This window comes from Aureispira anguillae, assembly GCF_026000115.1.
GTDB lineage: Bacteria > Bacteroidota > Bacteroidia > Chitinophagales > Saprospiraceae > Aureispira > Aureispira anguillae.
This window is the reverse complement of the sequence record NZ_AP026867.1, coordinates 1-26,404: the sequence shown is the minus strand read 5'-3', so window position 1 is coordinate 26,404 and position 26,404 is coordinate 1. Positions and strand designations below refer to the sequence as shown.

Sequence of the window (26,404 nt, the reverse complement as noted above, 5' to 3'; positions counted from 1 at the left end):
ACTAAAATTAAAAAGCTCAGCAACCATTTTGGCTGCTGAGTTGGAAAAATTCCGTAATACATTTAAACTATTATTAATCAGGCAAATCAGTACTTATGGTCAAGCCCAAAGCAGTTGCAGCCTCTGCAATCTTATCCCCTTGTTCTTGCAAAGCTGTTATTGCTTGTAAAACAGGACCATTATCATTAACGTTTTCTTCTGTTACGGTCTTATCAAAAGGCGCTGGAATGGCATTTACTTTCCCCATTGCCTTCGTGTTTGCTGTGGTTAATTCAGTTCCTTTGGTAGCATCTACAGCCGTTAATAGCATTACGATAGAGTAAGCACTATTTCCAACCGTTGTACCTGAAGGACGAACATAAGTTCCCAACAATACATTGCTAATTCCTTGTGCATTGGTGATAATATCACGATCGGTATTATCAGCAAAACAAGAATGTTCATCTTCTTGAGGATTGTCTACTGCATTAGCTTCTAATGCTGTAAACATACGCTCTCCTGCCAATTCAGATTTGCTCAATACACCAGCTCCAGTCAAAATTTTAGTCAAGGCTTCATCCGCTGTTAAACCTTCAAAATAGGTTCTATAAGAACCACCTTCTGCCCAGTCTGCTTTTAATATTGCCAAATCATCAATGATTAATTGTGCACAAGCTTTGATGTATTGACCACGACGGTCATAGTTAGCACTGGTACTTGTATAATCTGTATAAGAGCGATTTCCTCCTTGTCCTACATTGGTGTTTACATCCAAGAAATCTTGTCCCCACAACAAGAATTCAATAGCATGATAACCAATGCTAATATTTTTTTCACCACCTTGCTCATTTGCTCCTGCCAAAACGGTAGCAGTGATATTTGGATAAGCTACCAAATCGTGAATAATACCCGTATTTACAGTAGCTGTTCCTGCACTATTTAAGGTGTAATCAATATAGTTTTCATCCAATGGCCAAGCATTTAAAGCTCCTTCTGGTCCATCTGCATCGTCAATTGGTCCATCATAAAAACGGTAGGCTTCTGTTTGTCCATAAGGCTCTCTAGCTGCCTTCCAAGCCGCTTTAGCAGCATCAAAAGTAGCTTGTGTAGGCGTTGAAACCAAGCTATTGATTGCTGTTTGCAAGCTTACTGCTTTATCGTAAGAGTCTTCATAACTAGCGTGTACAATATCACAATAGTTTTTAACTACATTGGTTTTTAAGTCTGCATTAGGATCTACATTTTCTGGGGTACAAGCCGTCCACAATAACATAGTAGCTCCGCTTAATAGGAGGGTATTTTTTAAGTTTTTCATCTGTACAATTATTAAGATTAAGTCTAAATAAATAGAATATGCTGCAAATGTAGTTTTCTAAAACTTAAAAACAAAATTTATTTGGATTAAATCTAAATAAATTTTAATACCTTATTTATACCACTGCTTTTTTAGTTTTTTAGTTCGCTATGCTCATGAGACAGTTAACAAAAACATAAAAAAGCAGTGCCTTCACTTTTATAGCTTTGGCTATAAGCATGCCCAGTTCACTACGTTCATGTACCAATTTGATAATCAGTCTTTTAATATCTTGGTTAACAAAAAAACCTATCTTACTGATTATCAAATTGATACGATTTTATAGCAGAGTAATGTTATAAACAACTAAGTGTTATTTTTTTAAGCTAACAATAGCATATTCTCGATCTACAAACTCCCCTGTTTTGCTTTTGACCAATTCTGTTTTATCTATAATATCGATCAATCTAAAAGAAGTTTGCTGAATCAATTTCAAGACAGTATTATTGTCGTACAATTCAAACTTATACTTTGCAAAAGGCAACTGTTCTACAAAGCGTTTTTGAGCAAAAGTAATGTGGCACTGCCCATTGGGTTTTAATACTCGATAAAGTTCATTTAATAAGGCAAGTGGCTGTTCCCAAAAATAAATCGTATTTACGGTAAATATTCGATCAAAAGAGGCTGCTCCAAACGGGATATTGGTGCCATCATACAAATGAAAAGAAGCTACTTTTCCACTAATAAAACGACTATTAATTCGCTCTGCTTCTTCCTTCATCAAGGGAGAAATATCCAAACCGCAATAGGTTAAGTTTTTGGCTTGTTTTAATACATTGCTCAAATGCTCAGCATTACCGTGGCCTAACTCCAAAATAGACTGACCATCGGACAAACCCATATCATTGACGGTGCTCAAGGTCATATTTATGTTGGTTTCATTCATCAATTTGGCGACATCCCGACCATGTCCGCCACTAGGGCAACTCAACTGATTTGCCAGCTCTTCCAATTCTTTTTCAGATAATTCTAGTTTCATATTTATTCTATTGATGTTCTTTAACTGCTAAAAATCAAGCAGTACTGTAATTCAAGAAATACCATAATCTACTAATGAAGACAATAAATTAGGTTTTATACTATTCAACCGAATACTTACTATTTTGTTGACTTGAGCCTTTTGATAAATTATATTAGCATTCTTTGTCTTAATCTCCAGTGTTTCCCCATTTAAGCATAATTGTGCTTTATTAGAATCATATACCGACAGCATTTCATGTTGCAACTTTTCCAAATCATAAGTTGTCCAAATATCAACTTGACGAATTCCCAAGGCTTTATTTTTATGCTCTGTCGCATTCTTTTCAGGCAATTTATGCGGCTTATAATCTGACATTACAAAGGGTAATTGAGAAGATGAAGGAACAAATAATTTCCATTGTAAGAGTGCTCCAAAAACATCTTTTCTTTTTAAATGATACAATTTGGACACCTTCTTTTTTACTCGTTCATGTTGTTTTTCTATATCCTTGGCATAGATGGAATAATCTAAAAAAAGATCGTTGGACAGTGCATAAGCTCCTATCCTTCTATAAAAATTTCCCAAGACATATAGTAATTTGCTTTTTGCTAGGAGTTTTAATAAAAATGGAAATTTAGTAGTGTCTACCAATTCAATAAAGCTCTGATCTTGGAAATAAATCATGGCATTGTAAGCATTTTCCATTTGAGTGCCATAATAAACCTTAAAGCCTGCCCTTCTAAATACATTAACACACGCTTCCAAATCATCTACTCGAATTAAAACATGATCTAGTCTTTCCATTATTTTCTAAATCTAAAAGGTTCACAGATCAACCGCAAGACAAAAATTCTTCCCATTGCAACAGATCGGCTACCACTACCTCCGCCATGAGCAGTGGAAGTCCCTAGCTGATTAACCACTTGTACGTCCAATATATTTTTTATCCCTACCGTAATTGATAGTGCTTTTTTAAAAAATCGCTTCGTTACATTAAAATCCATTAAGCCATAACCATCCATTGTATTTTGTACAATTTCTGTTTCTTGCGTCATGGGATTGGTCAAAGCAACATAACGAATTTGCTTGTCGTAATCCCTACGAAATAGCGACAACATCAAATCTATCTTCTTAAAATGGTAAGTGATTTCTTGGCTTAATTCAAGGGTATACTGAAATGGCTTGACTTGTTCGCTGTAGTCCTTATTTAGACTATTATAATGACCAATCAGTGTTGCTCCTAATTGAATGGTTAGCCCCTTATGTTGGTATTTTATTTTGCTGTTGATTCCCCAGTTTTGATAGTTGTCTAAATTAAAATAAGCATACTGGTTCGATTGACTATTCATGACATAATTCCCCAAGCTGTCTAATTCATAACTAAATAAAGCAATTTGCTGATCGATATAATTGTAAAAACCATTGACCTCCAAATTGGCTAAATGCCCTCCTTTATACACTTTGCTGTGCGACCAACCTAAACTAAGGTTGTGGGCATACTCTGGGTTGAGATTAGGATTGCCTTGAATATTGTGATTGATGTCTACAAAATTTAGATACAACTCCTTCAGGGATGGCGTTCGAATACCTCTGGCATAGGAAAACCGAAGATTCATACCGTCCATTATATTCCATTTAAGACCGATAGAATAAGTAATTGGGATGAGTTTCATTGTGCTATAAGCTACTCGAATTCCAGCATCTATATTTAATGGAGTAATTGGCTTATAACGTAGATTAACAAAGGCGGCAAAATCACCTAACCTAGCATTATTATCAGCAATACGAGCCCCTGTTGTATAATCATAACGAATATCTATGCCTGTCTTAAAATCGATTTTTTGGTGGTATTGGCTGGCCAAAGTAAGTCGAATATTCCAAGCCTGAAAAGAAGTTGTATCTGAATCTATTGAATCTAATTGATCTGGAGCAGGATTTTCGTTCATAGAACGGAAATAAGCATTTTTGGCACGCTGATAATCATTAAAAGCGACCAAAGCATCTAAATAGTATTTTTTTTTGGTATCTAAATAACCTAATGCTGCTATACTATGATCCTGTGTTATGGTAATAAAATCATAATCTTTAGCATAAGAAAGGCTAGGAAACGCTGCCAACTTAATAATCCCTCGATCCTCTATTTTTTCGTTCAAGTAATTCAGTTGATAAGTCAGACTAATGGAAGTAGAAGGAATGTTATAATTCAGGCGGCCTCCTATGGCATGTTGTTGTTTGGGATTCCAAGTTTGACTACGAAATGTATCGAGCGAAAAGCCATTAAAATGACTAAAATTATAATTTACATCTGCTGCAAAATTTTTCCAACGCCCCCCTAGTGCCAAACTCGTATTATATTGTTGATTGCTTTGTATTTGCCCAAGTACTCGAGCATTCCATGTTTCCTCTTTTGTCTTTTTGGTAATAATATTAATCGTTCCCCCCAAGGCATTGGTTCCATAAACAACCGACATAGCATTCTCTATAATTTCTATGCGTTCAATGTCCTGTACTTGGATTCTATCTAAATCTAGATTGCCATCACTGCGACCAATCATAGGCACCCCATTCATTAAGATTTTGATGTGCTTGCCTTCCAAGCCATTCATGGTCATGGAGGTTCCCAATACAGGATCGTGAGCAATGCGAATATTAGCTTCTTGCTGAAAAACCTCTGTCAAATTGGTTGCTGCTCGTTTGACAATCATTTCTTGGGTTATTACTCGCACGGGCAAGGTAGAGGTCTTTACTTCAGTAGGGCTATACTGCCCTGTAACGACCACTTCTTGGTCAAAAGAAACAGAAAGCGGAATACTATCTAAGGATTCTTGTGCCAAGATTTGATGGGTTAACAATAAGAACAAGAGTAGCTTTTTCATAGCTAAAAGAACGATAAATAGAAGTGGCTAAAAATGAAGTTGATTAAGAATAGCCTTATATCGCTAATGAAAGCTAATTTCTAGCTACTCTGCGTTAAAAATTTCCTCCATAGCGCTGCTATGAAGAAAATTTTTGCCTTGTTTATCTAAAAATTAGTACTCATTATACTTACGTGAGTTCGCCATAGGCTCAGTTCAACAAAACTCCATTTTTAAACAACTTCAATCAATATTTTTAGCCACTCCCGTCAATAATTTAATTTAATTTCTCTAACTGAGCAATGATTTTACGCCATTCGCCTAGTTCAGGAATCCCTGGTTTGCGCTGCCCAAAACAATATAAGATTTGATTCCCCTCTTTATCAAACAACTCCAAACTCGTTACTATACCATCACTGGTATATTTTTTAACGACCCAAGCTTCATCAATTGCCTCCAACTTAAGGTGCAAGTTAAAGTTAGGATCTAGCACATTATACCAACCATTCATTTCTACGGTCTTGTGGATGTGACCAGAATAAATTTGCAAACATGATTTATTGCCTAGAAAAACCATAATTGGCGTTTGGTTAGCAACTGCCAACTCTAATGTTTTAACAATTTCATGCTTCTTAACTTGATAAGTTGTTCCTTCTGGAGCCAAGCAAAATGCTTGTTGGCGGGTTAGGTTATGCTTGCGCAATAAGCCAAAGAAATCGTGCGTATCTTTCATGTTTAACCAAGCCGTCTGAAAGGCTCCCAAGTCCATATTGGCATCTGTTTTGGCAGAAGGAGTAACCGTTTCAGGCATTTTTTCTACCCCAGTGGTTGCTCTATTCTCTTGGTTATATTTTTTGACCAAAGCATGATAGGCTTCTAAGTTAGAAGCTGGGGTAGTATAAATTTTGTGGATGGCATTTCCAAATTTATCAAAAATCTGAATGCTATGCAGTTGGCGTTTTCCAGCGGTAAAAATAGCAGCATATACATGCGCCCAATCGCTCATAAAATACCGCAAATCGATAATTTCATTGTGTGTAATCCCCATTGGAGCCTTTCTCATAAAGCTCACATTGTCATAAATCCCTTTGGTTTCATGAACAGCATGTTCATTTCTGGTTAATGCTATGACTCGCCCCAGTTCCTTCATATCCTGTAGGACACCTTTAAAGTTATCTCCTAAGTAAGTCAATTGGTCAACTGTTGAAATCTCTAACAATTCCATTTCTGATACTTCCAAGGCTACCGCAATATCACGAATTCTAGCTTTGGGATGTGCTGTTTTATAATCGTTGTAACGATCCTTTAATGTGATTGTTTCCATTGTTGTTATAGTTTTACCTTTTGTTTTTAGTCCTAAAGGTTTTAAAATAGTAGATGTGAAGTTTATATGTTTGAGGTGCTCAAACTTACTTACTAATAAGTAGAGACCTGCAAGCAGTCAAAAATAGGATGCTCTTGTATAATGGAAGAAACCCCAAAAGCCTTCATAATCCAATCTGGCGTGAGTGTTTCTTCTGGCTTGCCTACCGCCAATAATTTTCCTTGTTTTAATAAGGCAATTTGAGTAGCATAACGAGCTGCCAAATTCATATCGTGCAAAATCGTCAAAACAACCAAACCATGTTTTTGTACTCGATCCTGCAATAATTCCAATAAGATGTGCTGATAGGCAATATCTAAGTTAGAAGTTGGCTCGTCTAGTAATAATAATTTGGGGTGTTCTGGACTGCTTTCCCATACTTGCGCCAACACTCGAGCAATATGCGCCCGTTGTTGCTCTCCCCCCGAAAGCGTTGTAATATCTACATCGGCATAGTGAGCAATTCCCATTAGATCAAGCATTTCGTAAGCAATGGCAACATCCTTTACACTTGGCTTTCGACCTTGACTATACGGGTAACGCCCCAACAGCACGACCTCTATTACATTCATAGGAAAAACCAAGAATGTATTTTGCGATAAAACAGCTCTATTTCTTGATAATTCTTCCTGATTCCAATGCCCTAATAATTCTTCTTTAAAAAGCACTTGCCCTTTGCAATAAGGAATACTGCGAGCCAATGTTTTTAATAACGTTGATTTTCCAGCTCCATTTCCGCCCAACAAAACCATAAAATCACCTTGTTGAATATCAAAACTGATTTGCTCCAACAAAGTTTCTCCTCCTAAATGAACTGTTATGTTATTGATGTTAAGCATAATTTTTCATTTTAAGTTAGGTAGAGCGCATTACGAACTATGATCTAATCCTAAGAACAATCTTACATTCACAATACGCATCTACGACCAACAAATCCAGCTAGTTATAAGGCGTTTTTTTATTCACCAATAACCAAAGAAAAAAGGGCGCACCAATAAGCGAAGTTAAAATACCGATTGGCAGTTCGGCAGGGGCTACAATAGTTCGAGCAATAGTATCCGCCAAGCTTAGTAGAATAGCTCCTAATAAGCTGGTATAAATGATAGTTATTGAGAAAGACACATCCTTAAAATAGATACGAACTAAATGTGGCACAACTAGACCTACAAAACCAATTAATCCTGTAAAAGCCACACAGGCTCCAACCATGAGAACAACAAGCATTACAACAAACTGCTTTGTTTTTTCTACATTTACCCCCAAATAACCCGCTTCTTGGTCGCCCAATTGCATAATTTCTAATTGCTTAGCATATTTTATAATTCCTCCACTTCCGAGTAATACAATTATCGTTAATACTCCTACAATCGTCCAATTGGCTCCCCCTAAGGAACCAAAATTCCAAAATGTAATATCTCTTAACTGAGATTCTGTAGCATAAAAAATTAGTAATCCAGTTAAGCCTCCTGCCAAAGCAGTCATGGCAACCCCTGCTAGCAACATGGTACTCACTGAGGTATATCCACCTTTTGAAGAAAGCTTATAGACCAATATAGTTGCCAGCAAACCACCCAAAAAAGCGGCCAGAGACAAGCCAATATAATGCGACAACAATCCCATTTCAAACGGCAAATAATCTTTTAATACAATAAAAGCTGCCGCCAATAACATAGAGCCACTCGATATACCAATTAGTCCTGGTTCAGCCAATGGGTTTCGAAAAACCACCTGTATAGCCGCTCCAGCAATTGCCAATCCTGCTCCAACTAGTAAACCCAATAAAATTCTAGGTAGTCTAATTTGAAAAACTAAAAAGGAGCTCCTCTCTTCTACCCCTTCGCTTAGGTTCAAACCGCTACCCAAAATTTTAATGATATCTTGTAGTGAAATAGAATAGGCTCCCACGCAAAGCGATAGCAATACACTCAACAAAAGTAAAGTGCTTAGCTTCACAACAATGGACATGGATGCAGTGGTGGGAGCCATTGATACTCTATTCAACTTCACTTAATAAAGTCAACTCATTGTTATGCAAGGCTGTCGCCAGCTCTAAAGCGGCATCACTTGATCTAGGACCAAATCCTGATAGGTACAAGCCTTCCATGGTAATAATTTTTTGATTTTTGCCAGCAGGTGTTTGCCCAACTCCAGGAATTGCCAATAGCTGCTCTTTCCCTGTTTGTTCCTTAGCTTCATCCGCTAGACTTGCCAAACCTGAATTAAACATTAAGATGGCTTCTGGCTGATATTGCAACAACGCTTCTGCTGTTAATGGCTTAAACGATTCAAATTCTTGAACAACAGGAATACCGCCTGCTAATTCGATCATTTTCTCTGCAAAGGTGTTTTTGCCTGCTACCATCATTGCTTGTGCTCCACGAGCATAGATAAACAGTACTTTAGGTTTTTCGGTCACCTTGGCTACTAAATCATTAATTTTTTTGGTATTCTGTTCTATCTTTTTAGCCAAAACCTCTGTTTCTATGGTTTGATCCAAAAGCGTCCCCAATTGTTGGGCAACCTTCAAAGAACCATCTAAGGTTTGAGGAATTTGAATCACTTGAATATCAATTCCCGCTTCTTCGAGTCCTTCCAACGCTTTATTTCCGACAGTCTTTTCATCAATTAGAATCAAATTTGGCTTTAATTCCAAAATTGCTTCGGTATTAAGTTGGCTGGTATGTCCCAAATTTGCAATAGATTTAACACTTTCAGGATAAGTACTGGTTACATCAACTCCTACAATTTTATCTTGTAATTTAAACGTATGCAACAATTCTGTAATTGTACCATTTAAGGAAACAATGCGCCACTCTTTAGGGGCAGCAGTTGTGGTATCAACAACAGTAGTTGAACTGCTATCAGCATCAGAAGTACAAGACAAAAGAAAAAACAAACTGGCTGCCAAAACAATAGCGGCATTTATAATTGATTTCATTTTTTTATTATTAAGGATTAATTGAAGTTGTTTATAATATTAATTCAAAATAACTTGCTGGCTAATCAAAACTTGCTCTGACTGAAGTGTCAGTATATAATTACCAGCATTAAATTGTTCTACATTAAATTCTACACCATTTAACCCACGTTTTCCATCTAGGCTTGTCTCCAATACAGTTTGCCCCAACATATTGGTCAATTGAAGACGCATTCCTTCTTGGGCTTGGTCTAAAGAAAAAGTAAGATTAATCTGGCTAGAAGCAGGATTAGGGAATAGCTTAAATTGCTCTAATGCTGTGTAGTTTTGAGTCGATTCAATAGATGTCCATTGCCCCAAGTAGGTTTTCAAAAATGTACCTTGCCCTGTTGAAGATCCCTGAAAATCAATAAATTGAATTTTATACAAATTATTATCTGCCGTTTTTACAAAGTATACTCTATCTGCATCAACAGTCCAGCCTGTAGAGAAACCGTAGTTCTTCCAAGTATGTCCTATAATGGTCAAACTATCTGCTGTAGTGGTATAATTGGCTGCATCAACGGTTGCAGGATCAATCCCGTCTGCGATTACAGCTTCTACATTTCTATTGGTTAGAATTCCACCAACGTTATAAGCCAATGGAGCACCATTATTATCCAATATGGTTTCGTATCGAGTAAATACCCAATCCCAACCTGTGCTTGGCTCTACTGTAACGGTATTATTCGTTGCAAAAGAAAAATAAGCTAAAGTCTGGTTGGCAAAATTATTTTTGCTAATGCTTTTTTGCTGCAAATTGCTTCCATCTAAATCGGCATAGCTAAAATAATAGCTCCCCCCTGTTAAAGAATCTATGGTTAATTTTTTGTGGCTACCATTCCCCAGTTCTATCACATACAAGGCGGTGCCTTCTACTTTATGGTTACTCATATTGTAGGTTCCCCAGCCGTAATCTGCCCAATTAGAGGCAACTTTGATGGTATTAAATGCTCCTGATTCCCAAGATTTTTCTGTATTCTTTAGTTCATCTCCTAAATCTGAAACAAGAATGTTATCACTAAAACTTTTGGTGGGTACATGATACAACTTAGGGGCTGTCCCCATAAATGCAGCTCCTTCATTGATAAAAATGCCTGCATCAGTAGCGCCATAAACGCTAAATGCAATATCCCAACTGGCATGTGCTGCACTCGTGGTAGCATCGGTTCCTAAATGGTAATATTGCCCGTTTGCATAACTAGCGCCCATAGAGAAATTATGGGTACTTTGAGCTATTGTGATATTACTAATCAATAGTAATAGGAAGAGGTGTAATACTGTTTTCATTTTATGATGTATATTTCTATTAAGATTAAGTCTAAATTAAAACAACGCACCACAAATGTATAACAGTAATTTTTAAAAACCAATTTTATTTAGACTTAATCCAAATAAAAGTTTTTTTTAACATTTCTCAACTTCTATCAGAAAAAATAAAACCTAGGCGAGATAGCTTAGTAATCGCTTGAAATAGAAAACGATCTTGCCTGCTTCGCTGCTACTTTTGTTATAAGTTATAGTTCGTAAGTCGTATGTCCTGTATTTACAGGAACTAAGCATACGACTTATAACTTTCTTCTAAAACCACATAAACGTAGTGCACGAGCAGTTTTGTACCAACGAGGATGCCTAGCAGCGAAGCTAAAAGCAGTTAAACGCTTCCCCTTGTTTAGCATTTACCACGCAATTAGCCAAAGAATGAAAAAACAAAAAAAGTTGCCAATTATAAAAACTGACAACTTCCTAGTTTAATGTAAACTTAGCATCTTATTGATTAGTTCTAATGGAACTTCATTTTTTAGCAATTATATTGGTTAAAATTGTTGCAAAAATAACAACCGAAATAGAGCTTAAAGGCATTAATATTGCTGCAATGAGTGGCGTTAACAACCCTTGTACAGCAAAAAATAAACCAACGCCATTATACAGAAGCGAAAGTATAAAACTTGCTTTGACTACCCACAGACTTTTCTTAGCAACAAATAGATAATGGCTGAGTGCACCAAATTTTTGAGCATCCAAAATCCCATCGCTAGCAGGAGAAAAGCTATGCACATCGTTAGAAATAGCAATTCCAACATCGGCTTGACGAAGCGCACCTGCATCGTTCAAACCATCCCCTACCATCAATATTTTTCGCCCAGCAGTTTGCAACTCTTTAACATAGTTCAGCTTATCCAATGGTTTCTGTTGAAAATGAAGCCTATCTTTTTGTTGAAAAAACTGCTCTAAATAAGATCGATCCGCATCATTATCTCCTGACAACAAGTGTAAATCAAATTTTTGACTTAAGCTATTTAATACCTGGTCTAGATCTGTCCGATATTGTTTTTCAATATTAAAGTAGCCCAAATCATTTCCATCTACACAGATATGAACCTGAGTTGCGGTGTGTCCGCTGTCACTTGTTCCTATCCCAACAAAATTAGCAGAGCCCATTTTAATATATTGCCCATCAACCCAAGCTGCAATTCCTTGCCCATTTATTTCTTCAAAGTCACTTACTTCTAAGGTTTTTCCAGCTTCAAAATGAGGGAGCTTTTGGATATAACCCGACAACATTTGGCTTAATGGGTGGGTAGAATTTTCTGCTAAAGCCTGAATTTTATGATAGGTAGCTTTTGTTAAATTAGCGCCTATAAATTGAATATTTGCCGTATTGTTGGTGGTTAAAGTTCCTGTTTTATCAAAAATAATATCCGTTACATCTGCCAATTGCTCAACCGTCAATGCATTTTTTAGAAACAAACCATCTTTTCCAAACAAACGCAAAATATTGCCAAAGGCAAAAGGAGCAGACAAGGCTAAAGCACAAGGACAGGCAATAATCAATACCGAACTAAACGCCATTAAGGCAAGGGTACTATCTGCCCACAACCAATATCCCAAAGTAGCCAAAGCAATCGTCAAAATTCCAACTGTAAAGTAGCGACTAATTGCCTGAACTGTTTTAGACAATAAAAGGGCTTTTTCTTCTTTAAAAACATGTTGGTTCCACAATTGAGTAAAATAACTTTGATTGACTTCTTTAGTAATTTTCAGTAAAATTGCTTCTCCCATCTGCCTACCACCTGCATAGATTTTATCGCCATCTACTTTTGTAATACAATCCGATTCTCCAGATACAAAACTATAATCTATAGCAGCTTTATCGCTCAATAAAACACTATCGGCAGGGATTATTTCTTGATTTCTAATTTTAATAACATCTTCCTTCTGAAGCTTTTGAATCAGTACTTGTTCTTCTTCTCCATTGGATTGAACCCTTGTAGTAGCAATAGGGAAATACGAGGTATAATCTCGCTCAAAAGATAGCGACTGGTAGGTTTTGCTTTGATACCATTTCCCGATTAGCAAAAAGAAAATGAGTCCTGCAAAAGAGTCCATATATCCTGCCCCTGTTTGCGTAAAAATTTCGTACGTACTGCGACCAAACAAAGCTATGATGCCCAAAACAATAGGGATGTCAATCCCTAGCATACGCTGCCGCAAACTACCAATGGCAGAGGTAAAATAATCTTGAGCACAATAAAGTAGAACAGGCAATGCCAATAGAAAATTTAGCCCTCCAAAAAAAGCTTGATATTCTACTAGATCACCTTCTTCTAACATAAAATACTCAGGAAAACTAAGCAGCATAATATTTCCAAAACAAAATCCAGCTAGTCCTATTTTTAAGACCAAACGCTGATTTGATTTTTGTTTGGTTTGCCCTGCTTTTTTATCCTGAGACAGATCTGGCGTATAACCAATTTTGGCTAATAGCTCTATTAATTGTCGAAGTGACAGTTCATCATCATTATAAGTAATGGCTGCTTCCCGTTTTACAAAATCAACAATCACTGCTTTTATAGCAGGGTTAATTCTTGGCAAATGCTCCAACAAATAAACACAAGAACTACAATGAATGCTAGGGATGGTTATGGTTATTTTGGCACAGCCTTTTTCCCTAAAGTCCAACAAAGCATCTTGTACTTCCTCTAGTTCTAAATAAGCATAACGCTCTTTTGCTTCTGAAGTCTGCACAGGATTTCCAGGACGGTTTTCCAACTGATAATAAGCATCTAAACTGTGCTCACTTAACAATTCGTAAACCATCTTACAGCCCTCACAACAAAAGCTCTTTTCTGCAATAACGATTTCTTCTGCTTCGCAGTTTTCTCCGCAATGATAACATTGCGTTTCACAGGCTACCATAACTTTACTTTTATCCTTTTAAACCAGGAATTTTTTGTGTTGCAAACCCTAATACAATCAAGAAAATCACTAAGACCAATACAGGGACTAAAGTGATAGCCGTCATTCCTACAGCTTCTCGTGTTGCATTGGCATCAATACTCTTTACAACCTCATTATCAAATGCATTTGCCCATTGAGCCAATCCCATCAAAGCAACTACTGCTGTACCTTTTATCTTCTTCATAGTGGTTCATTTTTTTTATGAATGATTTCATTTTGATAAGACAAATGTAGCGCAGATCTTGAATCTAAGAAATGATATAAAACATTTGATCCAATGATTTTCATTAGTATTTAAGTCCTCATTCTTCTCGTCCTTTGCAAGTATATTATTATCCATAATGCTTAGTGATAGGACTAAGTGATAATTGTTACTCTCAGCACTTAAAAAGAAAAGGTATGACTACTAATACATTAAATCCTCCCTCTATATCCCAACAATTAATTAGTAAATATAATGTTCCTGGACCAAGATATACCAGTTATCCAACCGTTCCCTTTTGGTATAATTTACCTTCTGAGTCAACTTGGAAAGATTTGGTAAAAGCGTCTTTTGATTGCAGTAATGACCAAGATGGAATTAGTCTTTATATTCATTTACCATTTTGTAGTAGTTTGTGTACCTATTGTGGTTGTAATACAAGAATTACGGTTAATCATGCTGTCGAAGAGCCTTATATAGCAACCTTACTAAAAGAATGGCAACTGTATTTGGATGTTTTTGAAGAACGCCCAAAGATCAAAGAAATCCATCTTGGAGGAGGGACTCCAACCTTTTTTAGTGCCAAAAACTTGAAGCGTTTATTGGATGGAATTACCAAAAATGCAATCGTTTGTGACAATGTAGCATTAGGGTTTGAGGGGCACCCCAAAAACACCACCAAAGAACATCTCCAAACGCTTTATGATTTAGGTTTTAGAAGATTAAGCTTGGGAATTCAAGATTTTGACCCCAAAGTTCAGCTTATTATCAATAGAATTCAACCCTACGAAATGGTAGAAGAGGTTACCCAAAATGCTAGGGAAATAGGCTATACATCCATCAACTTTGATTTAGTGTTTGGTTTGCCACTGCAAACATTAGCCTCTGTAGAGGATACCATACAAAAAGTGAATCAATTGCGTCCAGATCGCATTGCCTTTTATAGCTATGCTCATGTTCCTTGGTTAAAACCTAGCCAACGAAGTTTTGCTCCCGAAACCCTTCCTTCGGATGCTCAAAAACGTGCGCTCTATGAATTAGGCAAAAGGCAGTTTGAAGAAATGGGCTACGAAGAAATTGGAATGGATCATTTTGCCTTGCCTAGCGATCAACTTTATCAAGCTGCTAAAAACAAGCACCTTCATCGAAACTTTATGGGTTACTCGCCTTTTCATACTCGCCTAATGGTTGGTTTAGGGGCATCTTCTATTAGTGATTCATGGACTGGCTTCATTCAAAATGCCAAAAAAGTAGAAGAATATACGGATCTCGTAGACAAGGGGCAGTTTCCTTTTTTTAGAGGGCACACCCTAAACAAACAAGATCTAATTTTACGCCAACACATTCTAAATTTAATGTGTGATTTGTCTACAGAATGGACAACTGAAGATTTAAATAATCCCGCTATTTATAAAGGAATTGAAAAATTGGGAGAAATGGAAAAAGATGGATTAGTAGAGCGCCACCCTCACCAATTAATTATTACCGAAAAAGGGCGACCTTATGTTCGAAATGTTTGCATGTGTTTTGACGAGTACCTTTGGCAAAAAAGTCCTCAATCTCAAATTTTTAGCCAAACAATATAAGCGACTTACAAATATAATAAATTAAAATTGATTAAGATCACTTTTGGTTTCCCAACCCATCATTTTTAGACTCTAAGTCACCATTTATCTTTGTAAAAACAAAAGTATCATGAGTGTAATTTTTTTATTAATTGGAGCGAGTTTTTTCATTGCAATTCTCTTTTTACTAGCTTTTTTCTTTGCAATTCGAACAGGACAATATGAAGACACTCATACTCCCTCTATTCGAATACTATTTGATGATGAAGATTAAGCAACTATGCAAAATTGATTCTGCATAGTTACTTAACTCTTTCTCTATTATTATTTAACCTAATAAAGAACAACTATTAACCATCATAGACCAACAAAATAACTATGAATGCACAAAATTTAGAAACTTTTCATTACGACAACACTACTGTTCGGAATTTTTCGATCGCAGTAGTCTTTTGGGGCGTTATTGGTATGCTCGTCGGCTTAATCCTAGCACTTCAGCTTGTTTACCCCAGTTTAAACCTAGCCAGTTTTTTATCCTTTGGGCGCTTGCGTCCACTACATACCAATGCTGTTATTTTTGCATTTGTTGGTAATGGAACATTTGCGGGGGTTTATTACTCCTTGCAGCGGCTTTGCAAAACACGAATGTATAGCGATGTCCTGAGTAGCATCAATTTTTGGGGCTGGCAATTAATCATCGTTTCGGCAGCACTGACGCTACCTTTTGGGATCACCACAGGAAAAGAATATGCCGAATTAGAATGGCCGATTGATATTGCCATTGCCTTAATTTGGGTCAGTTTTGGTCTAAATATGATGCTTACCATTCTCAAACGTCGAGTAAAGCATCTGTATGTAGCCATCTGGTTTTATATCGCTACCTTTGTGGCCGTTACCCTATTGCATGTTGTCAACTCGTTTGAATTACCTGTTAGTATGCTTAAGTCATACTCTGTTTATGCAGGGGTACAAGATGCCTTGGTACAATGGTGGTATGGTCATAATGCTGTAGCCTTCTTTTTAACTACCTCTTATTTGGGATTGATGTACTACTTTGTTCCCAAAGCGGCTGGTCGTCCAGTATACTCATATCGACTATCTATCGTTCACTTTTGGGCCTTAATATTTCTTTATATTTGGGCAGGACCACATCACTTGCTCTATACAGCACTACCAGACTGGGCACAATCTTTAGGGGTTGCATTTTCAGTAATGTTAATTGCTCCTTCTTGGGGGGGAATGTTAAATGGTTTGTTGACCTTGCGAGGTGCTTGGGATAAAGTACGAGAAGAACCCATTCTTAAATTTATGGTGGTTGCTTTGACTTGTTATGGTATGGCAACGTTTGAAGGACCGTTGTTGTCACTCAAAAATGTAAATGCAATTAGTCATTATACCGATTGGACGATTGCCCATGTACATATTGGCGCATTGGGTTGGAATGGTTTCTTAACTTTTGGTATGCTTTATTGGTTGTTCCCTGTTTTGTACAAAACAGAATTGTACTCTAAAAAATTAGCCAACTACCATTTTTGGACAGGTACACTAGGAATTATTTTTTATGCTATTCCACTATATTGGGCAGGTTTCACACAAAGTTTGATGTGGAAAGAATTTAACGACGAAGGAATGTTAGTTTATCCTAACTTCTTAGAAACAGTTACTCAAATTATTCCTATGTATGGATTAAGAGCCGTTGGTGGTTTGTTATTCTTTATAGGAGTTTTGTTCATGGTTTACAATCTTTATAAAACAGCAAAACAAGGTACGTTTGCACCGAACACAGAAGCTAAAGCTCCTCCCTTGATGCCTGCTCACGAAGATGGCTATTGGCATAGAGCGGTAGAAAGCCGTCCTGTTCAATTGTTGTTCCTTAGTACAGTAGCTATTTTGATTGGAACGGTTCTAGAATTGGTTCCAACCTTCTTAATCAAAAGTAATGTACCTACAATTGCTAGTGTAAAACCACTAACACCATTGGAATTAGAAGGAAGAGACCTTTATATCAAAGAGGGTTGTAACAACTGTCATAGTCAAATGATACGCCCATTCCGTTCTGAGACAGAACGCTATGGAGAATACTCTAAAGCGGGTGAATTTGTTTACGATCATCCATTTTTGTGGGGTTCTAAACGAACTGGTCCCGATTTGGCTCGTGAAGGTGTGGTAACGGGTAGAAATTACAAAAGTAATGAGTGGCATTATGCCCACTTTAGAAATCCACAAGAAATATCTCCTGGTACGATTATGCCTGCTTATACTTGGCTGTTAGAAAACAAATTGGATGCCAGCCAAACCAAAGCTAAAATCAAAGCCATGCGTACACTTGGAGTTCCTTATCCAGAAGGGTATGAAAAAGAAGACGCCATCAAGGACTTGCACAAACAAGCCAATGAGATTGCGGCAACAATTACTGGTGCAGAAAGTGACAGAGAGGTTATTGCTGTCATCGCTTATCTACAACGTTTAGGAACAGATATTATGCCTAAAGAGACTAAAGAAGAAGAGTAACTATAGTTTTGGAGGGGGGTTTTTAGGGTAAGATATTATGGCTCCCCTCCTATTTTTTAAATTAAAAAACCAAGAAACTATGCTAAAATTCATTAAGCATCATATGACAAGCATCGGAAATATTGAGGTCTATCCGATTATATCCTTTTTAATTTTCTTCTCTGTTTTTTTATTAGCTTGTTGGGTTGCTTTCCGAGCTAGCAAGTCGCATATTGAAACCATGGGAAATATTCCCTTAGAAGATTAATTTTCATCCGTATTTGTTCTATGTTTTTTTTGTAACAAATACACTCTGTTCAAACTATCATTAGTTCATTTTAAGCCTTACTATTTTAATTGCGCCATAACCATACGCTAACAACTTCACTTATAAAAAATGGCAATCAATTTAGTAGGTAAACATTTTTCGTACAATCAATGAACTTTTAAACTATACAAATTACAATAAAATGGCAAAGGATTTTATTTCTAATATAAATAATGCAGTACCTGTTGATGAAGAGGAAAAAATTCTCTTAGAAGGCGAACACGATGGCATTCAGGAATTGGACAACGCACTTCCACCTTGGTGGACCTATTTTTTTGCGGGTTGTGTACTCTTTGGGGTAGGTTATATCCTCTACTATCATACATTTGCAATGGGAGGTCTACAAACCCTAGAATATGAGAGAGAAGTAGCGATCGCCAAAGCACACAAAGAAAAATTATTGGCTACTAAATATGCCAAAATTAATGAAAATACTGTTGAGGCGTTGACCGCAGCAGAAGACCTAGAAACAGGAAAGACGCTTTTTCTAAAAAAATGTGCTTCTTGCCATGCCAAAGATGGTGGTGGTGGTGTAGGTCCTAACCTAACAGATGAAAATTGGCTACATGGTTGTGATGCCAAAGCTATTTTTAAAACGATTACTTATGGAGTCCCTAGTAAGGGGATGATTAGTTGGCAGAACCAACTTAACCCTTTGCAAATTCAGCAAATTACCAGTCATATCTTAACCTTAAAAGGAAAGAGTACTGAAAAGCCAAAAGAAGCACAAGGGGAACCCTGTAACAACTAATATAAAAGATCATGATAAACACAGAAGAATCATTTAGAGACTCCCTTGCCACGGTTGATGACGATGGCAATAGAAAATGGGTCTACCCCAAAAAGCCTTCTGGTAAATTTCATAATTACAGGGTAATTGTCAGTCTTATATTATTGACCTTATTGTTCTCTGGTCCCTTTATTAAAATAAATGGCAACCCTCTTTTATTACTCAATGTCATTGAACGTAAATTTGTCATATTTGGAAATGTATTTTATCCGCAAGATTTTTACATCTTTATGTTCGTAATGGCCGTTGGGGTAATTGCCATAGGTATTTTTACACTTGTTTTTGGTCGTTTGTTTTGTGGTTGGGTTTGCCCCCAAACTATTTTTATGGAGATGGTTTTCCGAAAAATAGAATATTGGATAGAGGGAGATTGGAACAAACAGAAGGCATTAAACAAAGCGGATATGAGTCCTTCTAAGTTCTTTAAAAAAACACTAAAGCACGTTATATTTTTTGCGGTGTCTTTTATCATTTCTAATACCTTTTTAGCTTATATTATTGGCATCGAAGAATTATTAGAAATTATGATGGCTCCCCCTAGCGAACATATTTGGGGATTCTTTAGCATCCTTTTGTTTGCCTTTGCTTTTTATATTGTTTTTTCTCGTTTGAGAGAACAAATTTGTACTTCTGTTTGTCCCTATGGTAGACTTCAAGGCGTTTTGCTAGATCAGCACTCTATTGTTGTTGCCTACGATTATAAAAGAGGAGAAAATCGTGCAAAATTTAGAAAAAATGAAGATAGAGCAGAACAAGGAAAAGGAGATTGTGTAGATTGCCGTCAATGTATCAATGTTTGTCCAACGGGTATCGATATCCGAAATGGTACACAGCTAGAATGTGTTCATTGTACAGCCTGTATAGATGCTTGTGATAGTATTATGGATAAGTTATCTTTGCCTGGTGGTCTGATTCGTTATACTTCTGAATACCACATCAAGAATGAATCTAAGCTAAAGTTAAACAAACGTACGATTGGTTTTAGTGTCTTGTTGGTTGTTTTGACAGGAATTATTCTTGGGTTATTGCTTCTTAGAAACAAAGTTGAGATAACAGTATTAAGAACACCTGGTACACTTTCGCAAGAGCAACCCGACGGAAAAATTAGTAACTTATACAATTATAACATTGTCAATAAAAGTAATGAAGATTTTTCTTTAGATTTTAAACTAGAGTCACTAACGGGTGAAGTACAGTTAATTGGAGATAGTGCAGTAACACTACCCAAAGGGGAAAAAACAGCGGGGACCTTCTTTATTATTTTAGATAAAGAACAACTCAAAGCTAGACAAACTCCAATTCGTATTGGAATCTATCATCAAGAGGAAAAGGTCGATGAGGTCAACACTAATTTCTTAAAAAAGTAACGACTAACTAGTTCGTTGCCTTTGATGGAAGGCAGCGAACTAGCCATTACATTAGTCCGTAAAAATCCATAAAATTATGAACTGGGGATATAGAATAGCACTCTTTTTTGTCGCATTTATAACGTTTATGTTGTTTATGTTATACAAATGCGTACAACAAAATTTTGACTTGGTTGCTCCTGATTATTATGCCAAAGAAGTAGCCTTTCAAGAGCAAATTAACCAACAAAAAAATGTGTTGGCATTGGCTCAAAAACCAACTTGGGAAATCGGTTCTTCTCATCTTTCGATCCAATTTCCGACTATTCCTAAACAAGGCAAGATTAACTTTTTCCGACCTTCTGACAAACAACTAGACTTTGAAGAGCAACTGCAACTAGATGACCAACAACAACAACAAATTCCACTAGAAAAATTTCAAAAAGGGATTTACAAACTTCAATTGAGTTGGTCGGATAATAACAAAGACTATTATATTGAAAAACAAATCTTAATCCCCTAAACAATGAATATAGCAGCTCTTCTGACAGCGTTTTCAATTGGTATATTGGGTAGCTTTCATTGTATTGGAATGTGTGGTGCTATTGCTTTTTCGTTGCCGCTCAAAGAACAAAATTGGTATAGCAAACTCTGGGGCGGTTTATTGTATAATTTAGGAAGAATTAGTATTTACAGTCTACTAGGTGCCTTATTAGGGCTATTAGGAAGAGGGTTTTCTTTTGCTGGCTTTCAGCAAGGTCTATCCATATTTTTAGGCGTATTTATTCTTGTTGTTTTGCTCTTTCCTAAATTTGTGCAATTCCAAAAAAATAAGCATTCAATACTCGCTCAATTACAGCTTTGGGTACGCAATCAGATGGGCTTACTCTTTAAAAACAATTCTTCTTTTGCTTTGTATGGTATTGGTTTGTTAAATGGGTTGCTCCCCTGTGGGCTTGTCTATGCAGCATTGGCAGGAGCTATTGCCACTGGTCAAGTATTAGAAGGCGCTCTATATATGTTTTTCTTTGGTGCTGGTACGCTGCCAATGATGATTTTAGCCAGTCAATTTAGAGGCTTTATTTCTTTGAATGTTAGAAATAGAATGCGCCAAATTGTTCCTTTTTTTGTGGGGGCTATGGCTATTTTATTTATTATTAGGGGCTTAAATCTAGGAATCCCCTACCTAAGCCCCATTTTGCAAAGCCAAGTAACTTCTTGGATATTACCTGCCAATTGTCACTAAATTTAAATCACAATAACACGCCTAAAAAACCAACCTGTATCTAGTTTTATCCTTAAATTAAAGACCCCTGTTCCAAAATCCATTAAAATCATGGTTTGAGGATTTGAGATTATTTGAACCACTTGACCATATTGGTCAAAGATTTCAATTTGTTGGATGGTTTGAGTTGTCAATAACTGTATCTTTTTATTGTTCTGTACAATATTGGGTGCTAATACTACCCCTTCCTCTTGGTCTCCCATCCAAATGGCAACTTGCTTAGAATAGTTGAATGTTTTGTCTTCATCAACTTGCTTAATTCTATAATAAATAATCCCTTTAGTAGGATTTCGGTCTTCCCATTTATAATAATTGGTTTGTACAGAAGTGCCTGCCCCTTCTACCATTCCAATAGCTTCCCAGTTAACCCCGTCAGTAGATCGTTCAATTTCAAAATGATCGTTGTTTGTTTCTGTAGCAGTTATCCAAGTTACTTCTACCGCATAAGAGTTAAGTGCCTTTGCAGCAATGTGTTTAAATTCTACAGGAAAAAATTCCAAACAAATAGGATGTTCACTTGCTCCTACAATTACTCCCTGATTGCCTCCTATACTAGGATCGCAATCGCCGCCACAGTTAATCAAAAAATTGCTACAAATCTGTGCAGAAGGGTCATTATTGGTAGGATTAAATGTTTTAATGTTATTGGGCAGTGTGAAACTATTGCTCCCTCCTATGACGGTTTCCATGTGGTCAATGTATAAATTAGCCGCTGCTATTTGGGTAGCATCTATATCGGTTACACTCGTTCCCGTTATAATATAATTGCCGCCAATATTCAACAGTCCATGGCTGGTTACATTCAAGCGTCCCAGATTAACCACATCCAAAACGGTCGTTAATGTTCCTTCAACAACAACAGTCCCTGCTAACAAAGCATGCTGATTGATGATTAAGGTGCCATTTCTTGCAATAGAAATATTACCAATATGATAAAACATCAAATCTTCCCCGCTAGGAAAAGAAGGACTGCCGTTTATCATTCCATCGCCAACATTAATTAAGTTCAGTCCTTCTGGCGCTATGGATGGTCCTCCATTATCGGTCAGATTGTTTACCGTGATCTGATGTCCTGCCCTAATGATCAGATCATCTGTCTGATCTGGAAAGTCTACTCCCTCAACACCTGGGCTTGCATTTCCCCAAGTGGCACCATCAGCCCAAATTCCACTTTGCTGAGAGATAAATTGAGCTTTGGTTATGAATAGATTGCAAAAAATTAACGCAATTGTAAAAATTATGGGGGTATTTTTCATTTGAAGTATACATTTATATATATAAATAATATCACTAATAATGATATATGTTAACAAATATATACTTTTATTTAAAACAATTCAAATATTACAATAAATACTTATTTAAAATACCAACATGTGTTATCAACAAAATTATACCCCCAAAATAGCTCATGAATTCAGGTTCAAAGGACTAACGTTTTATAAGAATCTTGTTTCTACCAACATAAACATTTTCTACATTTCTGAAGTGAATAAAATACAGACCTTGATCTAAGTCTTCTAAATCAAGGGGTTGGGTTACATTCAAAATATTTGCTTGACGAACTAAGTGTCCCATGACATCATAAATTTCAAAAGCATGAATATCTAGCCCTTTATCAGCAATATAAAAAAGTCCTTGTGATGGATTAGGATAAATAGGGATTATTGTACTGTTCTTTTCTTGGTGTGGTTGCTGAACAATTGCCGTCAATAGAGTGTCAGAACACAAAGCCTCAATTTCAGATGGATTAAGTATTCGATTATAAATCCGAACATCGTCTATTCCCCCATGAAAATATCGAGCAGGGGCACAAGGAACTCCCGTACTGGCAATATAATTGCCTATTCCCAAATGTGCTGCTCCTGTTTGAATATCTCCAAGTGAGCCTGATGCTGTTTCCAAAAAGGTAGCTTCTTCTTGGCAGTCAATGTATAATTTAACACGATCTAAACCATTATTCCCTGTTTGAGTACCATCATAAGTAACAACAATATGATACCAATGGCTTGTGTCATTAATAGAAGTATAAGTACTTACACGTCTTGCCGAGCCAGAAAATAAAGAGGAATAATTTGTAAACGTTAAATTTTGGTTGCTCCCCTGTATTCTTAACATAAACTGTCGCTCATTTTCAGCACAAGCTGCATCACCTACTTTAGCAACAATAATATTGTTAGACATTAAAGCTGAAGGCTTAATCCATGCAGAAATCGTAAATTTTTTGCCAGCACCTGAAAATACATTATTTAATATATTACCACCATTTAATGCAGCACCATTATTGACAAATTCTATGGCTCCTCCAGCGATTCCATATCGATCCGCAATTGGTGAAGTGCCTATTATTGTTCCATGGTGTTGATTGGAGCTACTATCTGCTGCATGGTCATCAAGTGTATAATAAAGTTCTAGCCCATTATCAAGGTCTATTTGCCCAAAATTGGGGTGAATAAAAGTCAAAAGAAATATTAAACCAAGAATGTTTTTGTAAAAAAATTGATAAAAATTCATGTCTTTAGCGTTTTATAAAAAAATGTGCCCGCATTTAAATCTGCTAGCAATTATCGATTTGTTTATTTTTTAATGTGGTCTTTCTTATCAGTTAGCTTTCATCGCTTCCCAAAGAATTTCATCAACATAGTGTCAATCTTCTCCCCTAATTATCAATCTTTTATTTATAAATTTCCCCACCTCATTAAAAGCTCTGATTATGTTATGTTTTAAAAGCAAAATTCGTGATTCTTATTAAGAAAATCAATAAGGAAATTGCAAAAGGTCCGTTTTTCCAGTGAATGGAACATATTGATTAATGAAGGAAACATTTTTTCTAACGAGTAATCAAAAACATTTATACCTCTATATTATGGGGTAATAAAGGGGCATAGATCGCATACTTTGGTTAGCCTCGAAGGCAGAAAATGCCCTCTAAATTAGATGATTAAATAAGAATTAGGCATTGGAGTATTAAAGCCTAATCGGAAAGGTAATTGCAAAAAGGTCAGCACAACAAATGGTAAAAAAAAGGAAGTAACGCTAAATAGTTTGGAAGGACAATAGGATGAATATTCAATAATTGGATGTATTTATTGTACTCCTCATTCTATTAAATAAAAAGGAAAATCCTAAAATAAGATTTTCCTTTTTATTCCATAGCATGAATTATGTTCTAGGGTAATTATAAACCTGTCGATTTTAGACGTTTAGCAATATCAGAAACCTCGCTTTTGAAACGAGTATCGTTCTCTAAAAGAGATTCAATAGAACGACAAGCATGAATAACGGTACTATGATCTCTTCCTCCAAATGCATTTCCAATATGCTTCAAGGATTTATTACTAAGTTGCTTGGCCAAATACATAGACAATTGTCTAGCCCGAACCACAAATCGTTTTCTAGTTTTTTCTTTTAATTTTTCAACAGGCAAATCATAATGCTCTGCTACAATTTTTTGGATAAGTTCTACTGTAATTTCGTTTGAAATATTATCCACAAATTTGCTAATCACCTCTTTGGCTAAATCAATATCAATATCTCGCTGATTGAGTGCTGCTTGGGCAATAATTGAAATTAAAACCCCCTCCATTTCACGCACGTTTGTGCGTACATTATAAGAGATAAATTCTAATACATTAGGGGGCAAATCGACCCCATCATTATCCATCTTGAGCTGAATGATTGCCATACGAGTTTCCAAAGAAGGAATCTGCAAGTCGGCAGACAAGCCCCATTTAAAGCGAGAAATCAATCGTTCTTCAATTCCTGCCATTTCCTTAGGTGGGCGGTCTGAAGTTAAGATTAATTGCTTTCCCCCTTGGTGCAAATGGTTGAAAATAGAGAAGAAAATATCCTGCGTTTTTTGCTTATTTTCCAAAAACTGAATATCATCCACAATTAATAAATCTACCATTTGGTAGAACTTAACAAAATCACTAATGGCATTGTTACGTAGCGCCTCAATAAACTGATTGGTAAAACGCTCTGAAGAAACATAGAGCACGACCTTTTCAGGAAACTGCACCAATACCTCATTCCCTATTGCGTGTGCTAAATGCGTTTTCCCCAGTCCTACATCACCAAAAATCATTAATGGATTAAACGCTGTTTTTCCAGGTCGTTTAGCAATTGCCATTCCCGCAGAACGGGCTAATCGATTACAATCTCCTTCTATAAAATGTTCAAATGTATAATTGGGATTAAGTTGCGAGTCTATTTTTAGCTTTTGGATACCAGGTATAACAAAAGGGTTTTTAATTTTCCCACCCTTTAATCCATTTTTTGTAGTATTGGTTTCTAGATTTTCTTTCTTAAAAGAAGGTGTTTTAGGAATGTTTGTCTTTTTGGGAATCAAGTACTCCAATTGTGCATCTGCTCCAATTTCTACCTGAATAGCCTCTTTTAAGACAACAACATAGTGTTCTTCTAACCACTCATAGAAGAATTTATTAGGAACCTGTATCGTCAGAATAGAACCGTCCAAACGCAACGGTCTAATTGGCTCAAACCAAGTTGAAAAACTCTGAGCATTTACACTTTCCTTAATTTTTGTTAAACAATTTTGCCAAACTTGGACGTGGTCTGTACTCATAATGGCTTATTCTAAATAGGGTTACTCTTCACAGAATAATACGGACTTGAAAAATTGATTTGGTAATTTGAGCCAACTAATAATATTTAAATTATAAGGG

At 36.4% G+C, this 26,404-nt stretch carries 22 protein-coding genes and 1 pseudogene; 8 read left to right on the top strand and 15 right to left on the bottom strand.

The window, feature by feature from the left end:
• Window positions 1-73 precede the first annotated feature (73 nt).
• From AsAng_RS00110 to AsAng_RS00060, 12 genes and pseudogenes are all read right to left on the bottom strand, one after another.
• Window positions 74-1,294: an imelysin family protein gene (locus tag AsAng_RS00110; protein WP_264790730.1), complete on the bottom strand. Its 1,221-nt coding sequence runs from the start codon at window positions 1,292-1,294 to the stop codon at window positions 74-76.
• Between the two features lie 352 nt (window positions 1,295-1,646).
• Window positions 1,647-2,312, bottom strand: coding sequence for a class I SAM-dependent methyltransferase (locus tag AsAng_RS00105; protein ID WP_264790729.1), 666 nt, complete (start codon window positions 2,310-2,312; stop codon window positions 1,647-1,649).
• A gap of 51 nt (window positions 2,313-2,363) precedes the next feature.
• The gene (locus AsAng_RS00100; protein ID WP_264790728.1) at window positions 2,364-3,098 is read right to left on the bottom strand and encodes a VOC family protein; all 735 of its coding nucleotides are present in this window, start codon (window positions 3,096-3,098) and stop codon (window positions 2,364-2,366) included.
• Window positions 3,098-5,170 (bottom strand): TonB-dependent receptor plug domain-containing protein, encoded by a 2,073-nt coding sequence (locus AsAng_RS00095; protein ID WP_264790727.1) that lies wholly within the window; start codon window positions 5,168-5,170, stop codon window positions 3,098-3,100. The genes AsAng_RS00100 and AsAng_RS00095 overlap by 1 nt, the downstream gene beginning before the upstream one ends.
• A 256-nt stretch (window positions 5,171-5,426) precedes the next feature.
• Window positions 5,427-6,473: a hemin-degrading factor gene (locus AsAng_RS00090; protein ID WP_264790726.1), complete on the bottom strand. Its 1,047-nt coding sequence runs from the start codon at window positions 6,471-6,473 to the stop codon at window positions 5,427-5,429.
• Between the two features lie 92 nt (window positions 6,474-6,565).
• Window positions 6,566-7,351 carry a heme ABC transporter ATP-binding protein gene (locus AsAng_RS00085; RefSeq protein WP_264790725.1) on the bottom strand — a complete coding sequence of 262 codons (786 nt, stop codon included), beginning with the start codon at window positions 7,349-7,351 and terminating at the stop codon, window positions 6,566-6,568.
• A 100-nt stretch (window positions 7,352-7,451) separates the two neighbouring features.
• Window positions 7,452-8,513 carry a FecCD family ABC transporter permease gene (locus AsAng_RS00080; protein ID WP_264790724.1) on the bottom strand — a complete coding sequence of 354 codons (1,062 nt, stop codon included), beginning with the start codon at window positions 8,511-8,513 and terminating at the stop codon, window positions 7,452-7,454.
• Entirely contained in the window at window positions 8,506-9,450 is a 945-nt protein-coding gene (locus tag AsAng_RS00075) for a heme/hemin ABC transporter substrate-binding protein (protein ID WP_264790723.1), read from the bottom strand. Before AsAng_RS00075 ends, AsAng_RS00080 begins: the two co-directional genes overlap by 8 nt.
• Before the next feature lie 39 nt (window positions 9,451-9,489).
• A complete protein-coding gene (locus AsAng_RS00070; RefSeq protein ID WP_264790722.1) occupies window positions 9,490-10,758 on the bottom strand; it encodes an HmuY family protein in 1,269 nt (422 codons plus the stop codon).
• 504 nt (window positions 10,759-11,262) lie between these two features.
• Entirely contained in the window at window positions 11,263-12,951 is a 1,689-nt protein-coding gene (locus AsAng_RS00065; RefSeq protein ID WP_407655355.1) for a heavy metal translocating P-type ATPase, read from the bottom strand.
• 273 nt (window positions 12,952-13,224) lie between these two features.
• A pseudogene (locus AsAng_RS29985) lies at window positions 13,225-13,668 on the bottom strand (heavy metal translocating P-type ATPase metal-binding domain-containing protein); the annotation flags it as partial.
• Window positions 13,669-13,678: 10 nt separating this feature from the next.
• Window positions 13,679-13,894: a hypothetical protein gene (locus tag AsAng_RS00060; RefSeq protein ID WP_264790720.1), complete on the bottom strand. Its 216-nt coding sequence runs from the start codon at window positions 13,892-13,894 to the stop codon at window positions 13,679-13,681.
• 215 nt (window positions 13,895-14,109) lie between these two features.
• Between AsAng_RS00060 and hemN the strand changes: the two genes are divergently transcribed.
• The 8 genes from hemN to AsAng_RS00020 all read left to right on the top strand — a co-directional run bounded on the left by hemN (window position 14,110) and on the right by AsAng_RS00020 (window position 21,677).
• Entirely contained in the window at window positions 14,110-15,498 is a 1,389-nt protein-coding gene (gene hemN, locus AsAng_RS00055) for an oxygen-independent coproporphyrinogen III oxidase (protein WP_264790719.1), read from the top strand.
• Between the two features lie 109 nt (window positions 15,499-15,607).
• Entirely contained in the window at window positions 15,608-15,751 is a 144-nt protein-coding gene (ccoS, locus tag AsAng_RS00050; protein WP_264790718.1) for a cbb3-type cytochrome oxidase assembly protein CcoS, read from the top strand.
• 104 nt (window positions 15,752-15,855) lie between these two features.
• Window positions 15,856-17,988 (top strand): cytochrome-c oxidase, cbb3-type subunit I, encoded by a 2,133-nt coding sequence (gene ccoN / locus AsAng_RS00045; RefSeq protein WP_264790717.1) that lies wholly within the window; start codon window positions 15,856-15,858, stop codon window positions 17,986-17,988.
• A gap of 79 nt (window positions 17,989-18,067) precedes the next feature.
• Entirely contained in the window at window positions 18,068-18,235 is a 168-nt protein-coding gene (locus tag AsAng_RS00040) for a hypothetical protein (RefSeq protein WP_264790716.1), read from the top strand.
• Window positions 18,236-18,437: 202 nt separating this feature from the next.
• Window positions 18,438-19,046 carry a cbb3-type cytochrome c oxidase N-terminal domain-containing protein gene (locus AsAng_RS00035; protein ID WP_264790715.1) on the top strand — a complete coding sequence of 203 codons (609 nt, stop codon included), beginning with the start codon at window positions 18,438-18,440 and terminating at the stop codon, window positions 19,044-19,046.
• A gap of 11 nt (window positions 19,047-19,057) precedes the next feature.
• Entirely contained in the window at window positions 19,058-20,452 is a 1,395-nt protein-coding gene (ccoG, locus tag AsAng_RS00030; RefSeq protein ID WP_264790714.1) for a cytochrome c oxidase accessory protein CcoG, read from the top strand.
• A gap of 76 nt (window positions 20,453-20,528) precedes the next feature.
• Window positions 20,529-20,954, top strand: a complete 426-nt coding sequence (locus AsAng_RS00025) for a FixH family protein (protein ID WP_264790713.1) — start codon at window positions 20,529-20,531, stop codon at window positions 20,952-20,954.
• A 3-nt stretch (window positions 20,955-20,957) separates the two neighbouring features.
• A complete protein-coding gene (locus AsAng_RS00020) occupies window positions 20,958-21,677 on the top strand; it encodes a sulfite exporter TauE/SafE family protein (protein ID WP_264790712.1) in 720 nt (239 codons plus the stop codon).
• Between the two features lie 2 nt (window positions 21,678-21,679).
• Here the strand turns inward: AsAng_RS00020 and AsAng_RS00015 are convergent, their stop codons facing one another.
• The 3 genes from AsAng_RS00015 to dnaA form a co-directional block, all read right to left on the bottom strand.
• A complete protein-coding gene (locus AsAng_RS00015) occupies window positions 21,680-22,972 on the bottom strand; it encodes a T9SS type A sorting domain-containing protein (protein ID WP_264790711.1) in 1,293 nt (430 codons plus the stop codon).
• Window positions 22,973-23,147: 175 nt separating this feature from the next.
• Window positions 23,148-24,230, bottom strand: a complete 1,083-nt coding sequence (locus AsAng_RS00010; protein ID WP_264790710.1) for a LamG-like jellyroll fold domain-containing protein — start codon at window positions 24,228-24,230, stop codon at window positions 23,148-23,150.
• 664 nt (window positions 24,231-24,894) lie between these two features.
• A complete protein-coding gene (gene dnaA, locus AsAng_RS00005) occupies window positions 24,895-26,304 on the bottom strand; it encodes a chromosomal replication initiator protein DnaA (protein ID WP_264790709.1) in 1,410 nt (469 codons plus the stop codon).
• Between the last annotated feature and the right edge of the window lie 100 nt (window positions 26,305-26,404).

What these genes read in the sequence shown, in the direction of transcription:
- AsAng_RS00110 (WP_264790730.1), bottom strand. Translation starts at nt 1,294, where the DNA reads ATGAAAAACTTAAAAAATACCCTCCTATTAAGCGGAGCTACTATGTTA.
- AsAng_RS00105 (WP_264790729.1), bottom strand. Translation starts at nt 2,312, where the DNA reads ATGAAACTAGAATTATCTGAAAAAGAATTGGAAGAGCTGGCAAATCAG.
- AsAng_RS00100 (WP_264790728.1), bottom strand. Translation starts at nt 3,098, where the DNA reads ATGGAAAGACTAGATCATGTTTTAATTCGAGTAGATGATTTGGAAGCG.
- AsAng_RS00095 (WP_264790727.1), bottom strand. Translation starts at nt 5,170, where the DNA reads ATGAAAAAGCTACTCTTGTTCTTATTGTTAACCCATCAAATCTTGGCA.
- AsAng_RS00090 (WP_264790726.1), bottom strand. Translation starts at nt 6,473, where the DNA reads ATGGAAACAATCACATTAAAGGATCGTTACAACGATTATAAAACAGCA.
- AsAng_RS00085 (WP_264790725.1), bottom strand. Translation starts at nt 7,351, where the DNA reads ATGCTTAACATCAATAACATAACAGTTCATTTAGGAGGAGAAACTTTG.
- AsAng_RS00075 (WP_264790723.1), bottom strand. Translation starts at nt 9,450, where the DNA reads ATGAAATCAATTATAAATGCCGCTATTGTTTTGGCAGCCAGTTTGTTT.
- AsAng_RS00070 (WP_264790722.1), bottom strand. Translation starts at nt 10,758, where the DNA reads ATGAAAACAGTATTACACCTCTTCCTATTACTATTGATTAGTAATATC.
- AsAng_RS00065 (WP_407655355.1), bottom strand. Translation starts at nt 12,951, where the DNA reads ATGCTAGGGATTGACATCCCTATTGTTTTGGGCATCATAGCTTTGTTT.
- AsAng_RS00060 (WP_264790720.1), bottom strand. Translation starts at nt 13,894, where the DNA reads ATGAAGAAGATAAAAGGTACAGCAGTAGTTGCTTTGATGGGATTGGCT.
- hemN (WP_264790719.1), top strand. Translation starts at nt 14,110, where the DNA reads ATGACTACTAATACATTAAATCCTCCCTCTATATCCCAACAATTAATT.
- ccoS (WP_264790718.1), top strand. Translation starts at nt 15,608, where the DNA reads ATGAGTGTAATTTTTTTATTAATTGGAGCGAGTTTTTTCATTGCAATT.
- ccoN (WP_264790717.1), top strand. Translation starts at nt 15,856, where the DNA reads ATGAATGCACAAAATTTAGAAACTTTTCATTACGACAACACTACTGTT.
- AsAng_RS00040 (WP_264790716.1), top strand. Translation starts at nt 18,068, where the DNA reads ATGCTAAAATTCATTAAGCATCATATGACAAGCATCGGAAATATTGAG.
- AsAng_RS00035 (WP_264790715.1), top strand. Translation starts at nt 18,438, where the DNA reads ATGGCAAAGGATTTTATTTCTAATATAAATAATGCAGTACCTGTTGAT.
- ccoG (WP_264790714.1), top strand. Translation starts at nt 19,058, where the DNA reads ATGATAAACACAGAAGAATCATTTAGAGACTCCCTTGCCACGGTTGAT.
- AsAng_RS00025 (WP_264790713.1), top strand. Translation starts at nt 20,529, where the DNA reads ATGAACTGGGGATATAGAATAGCACTCTTTTTTGTCGCATTTATAACG.
- AsAng_RS00020 (WP_264790712.1), top strand. Translation starts at nt 20,958, where the DNA reads ATGAATATAGCAGCTCTTCTGACAGCGTTTTCAATTGGTATATTGGGT.
- AsAng_RS00015 (WP_264790711.1), bottom strand. Translation starts at nt 22,972, where the DNA reads ATGAAAAATACCCCCATAATTTTTACAATTGCGTTAATTTTTTGCAAT.
- AsAng_RS00010 (WP_264790710.1), bottom strand. Translation starts at nt 24,230, where the DNA reads ATGAATTTTTATCAATTTTTTTACAAAAACATTCTTGGTTTAATATTT.
- dnaA (WP_264790709.1), bottom strand. Translation starts at nt 26,304, where the DNA reads ATGAGTACAGACCACGTCCAAGTTTGGCAAAATTGTTTAACAAAAATT.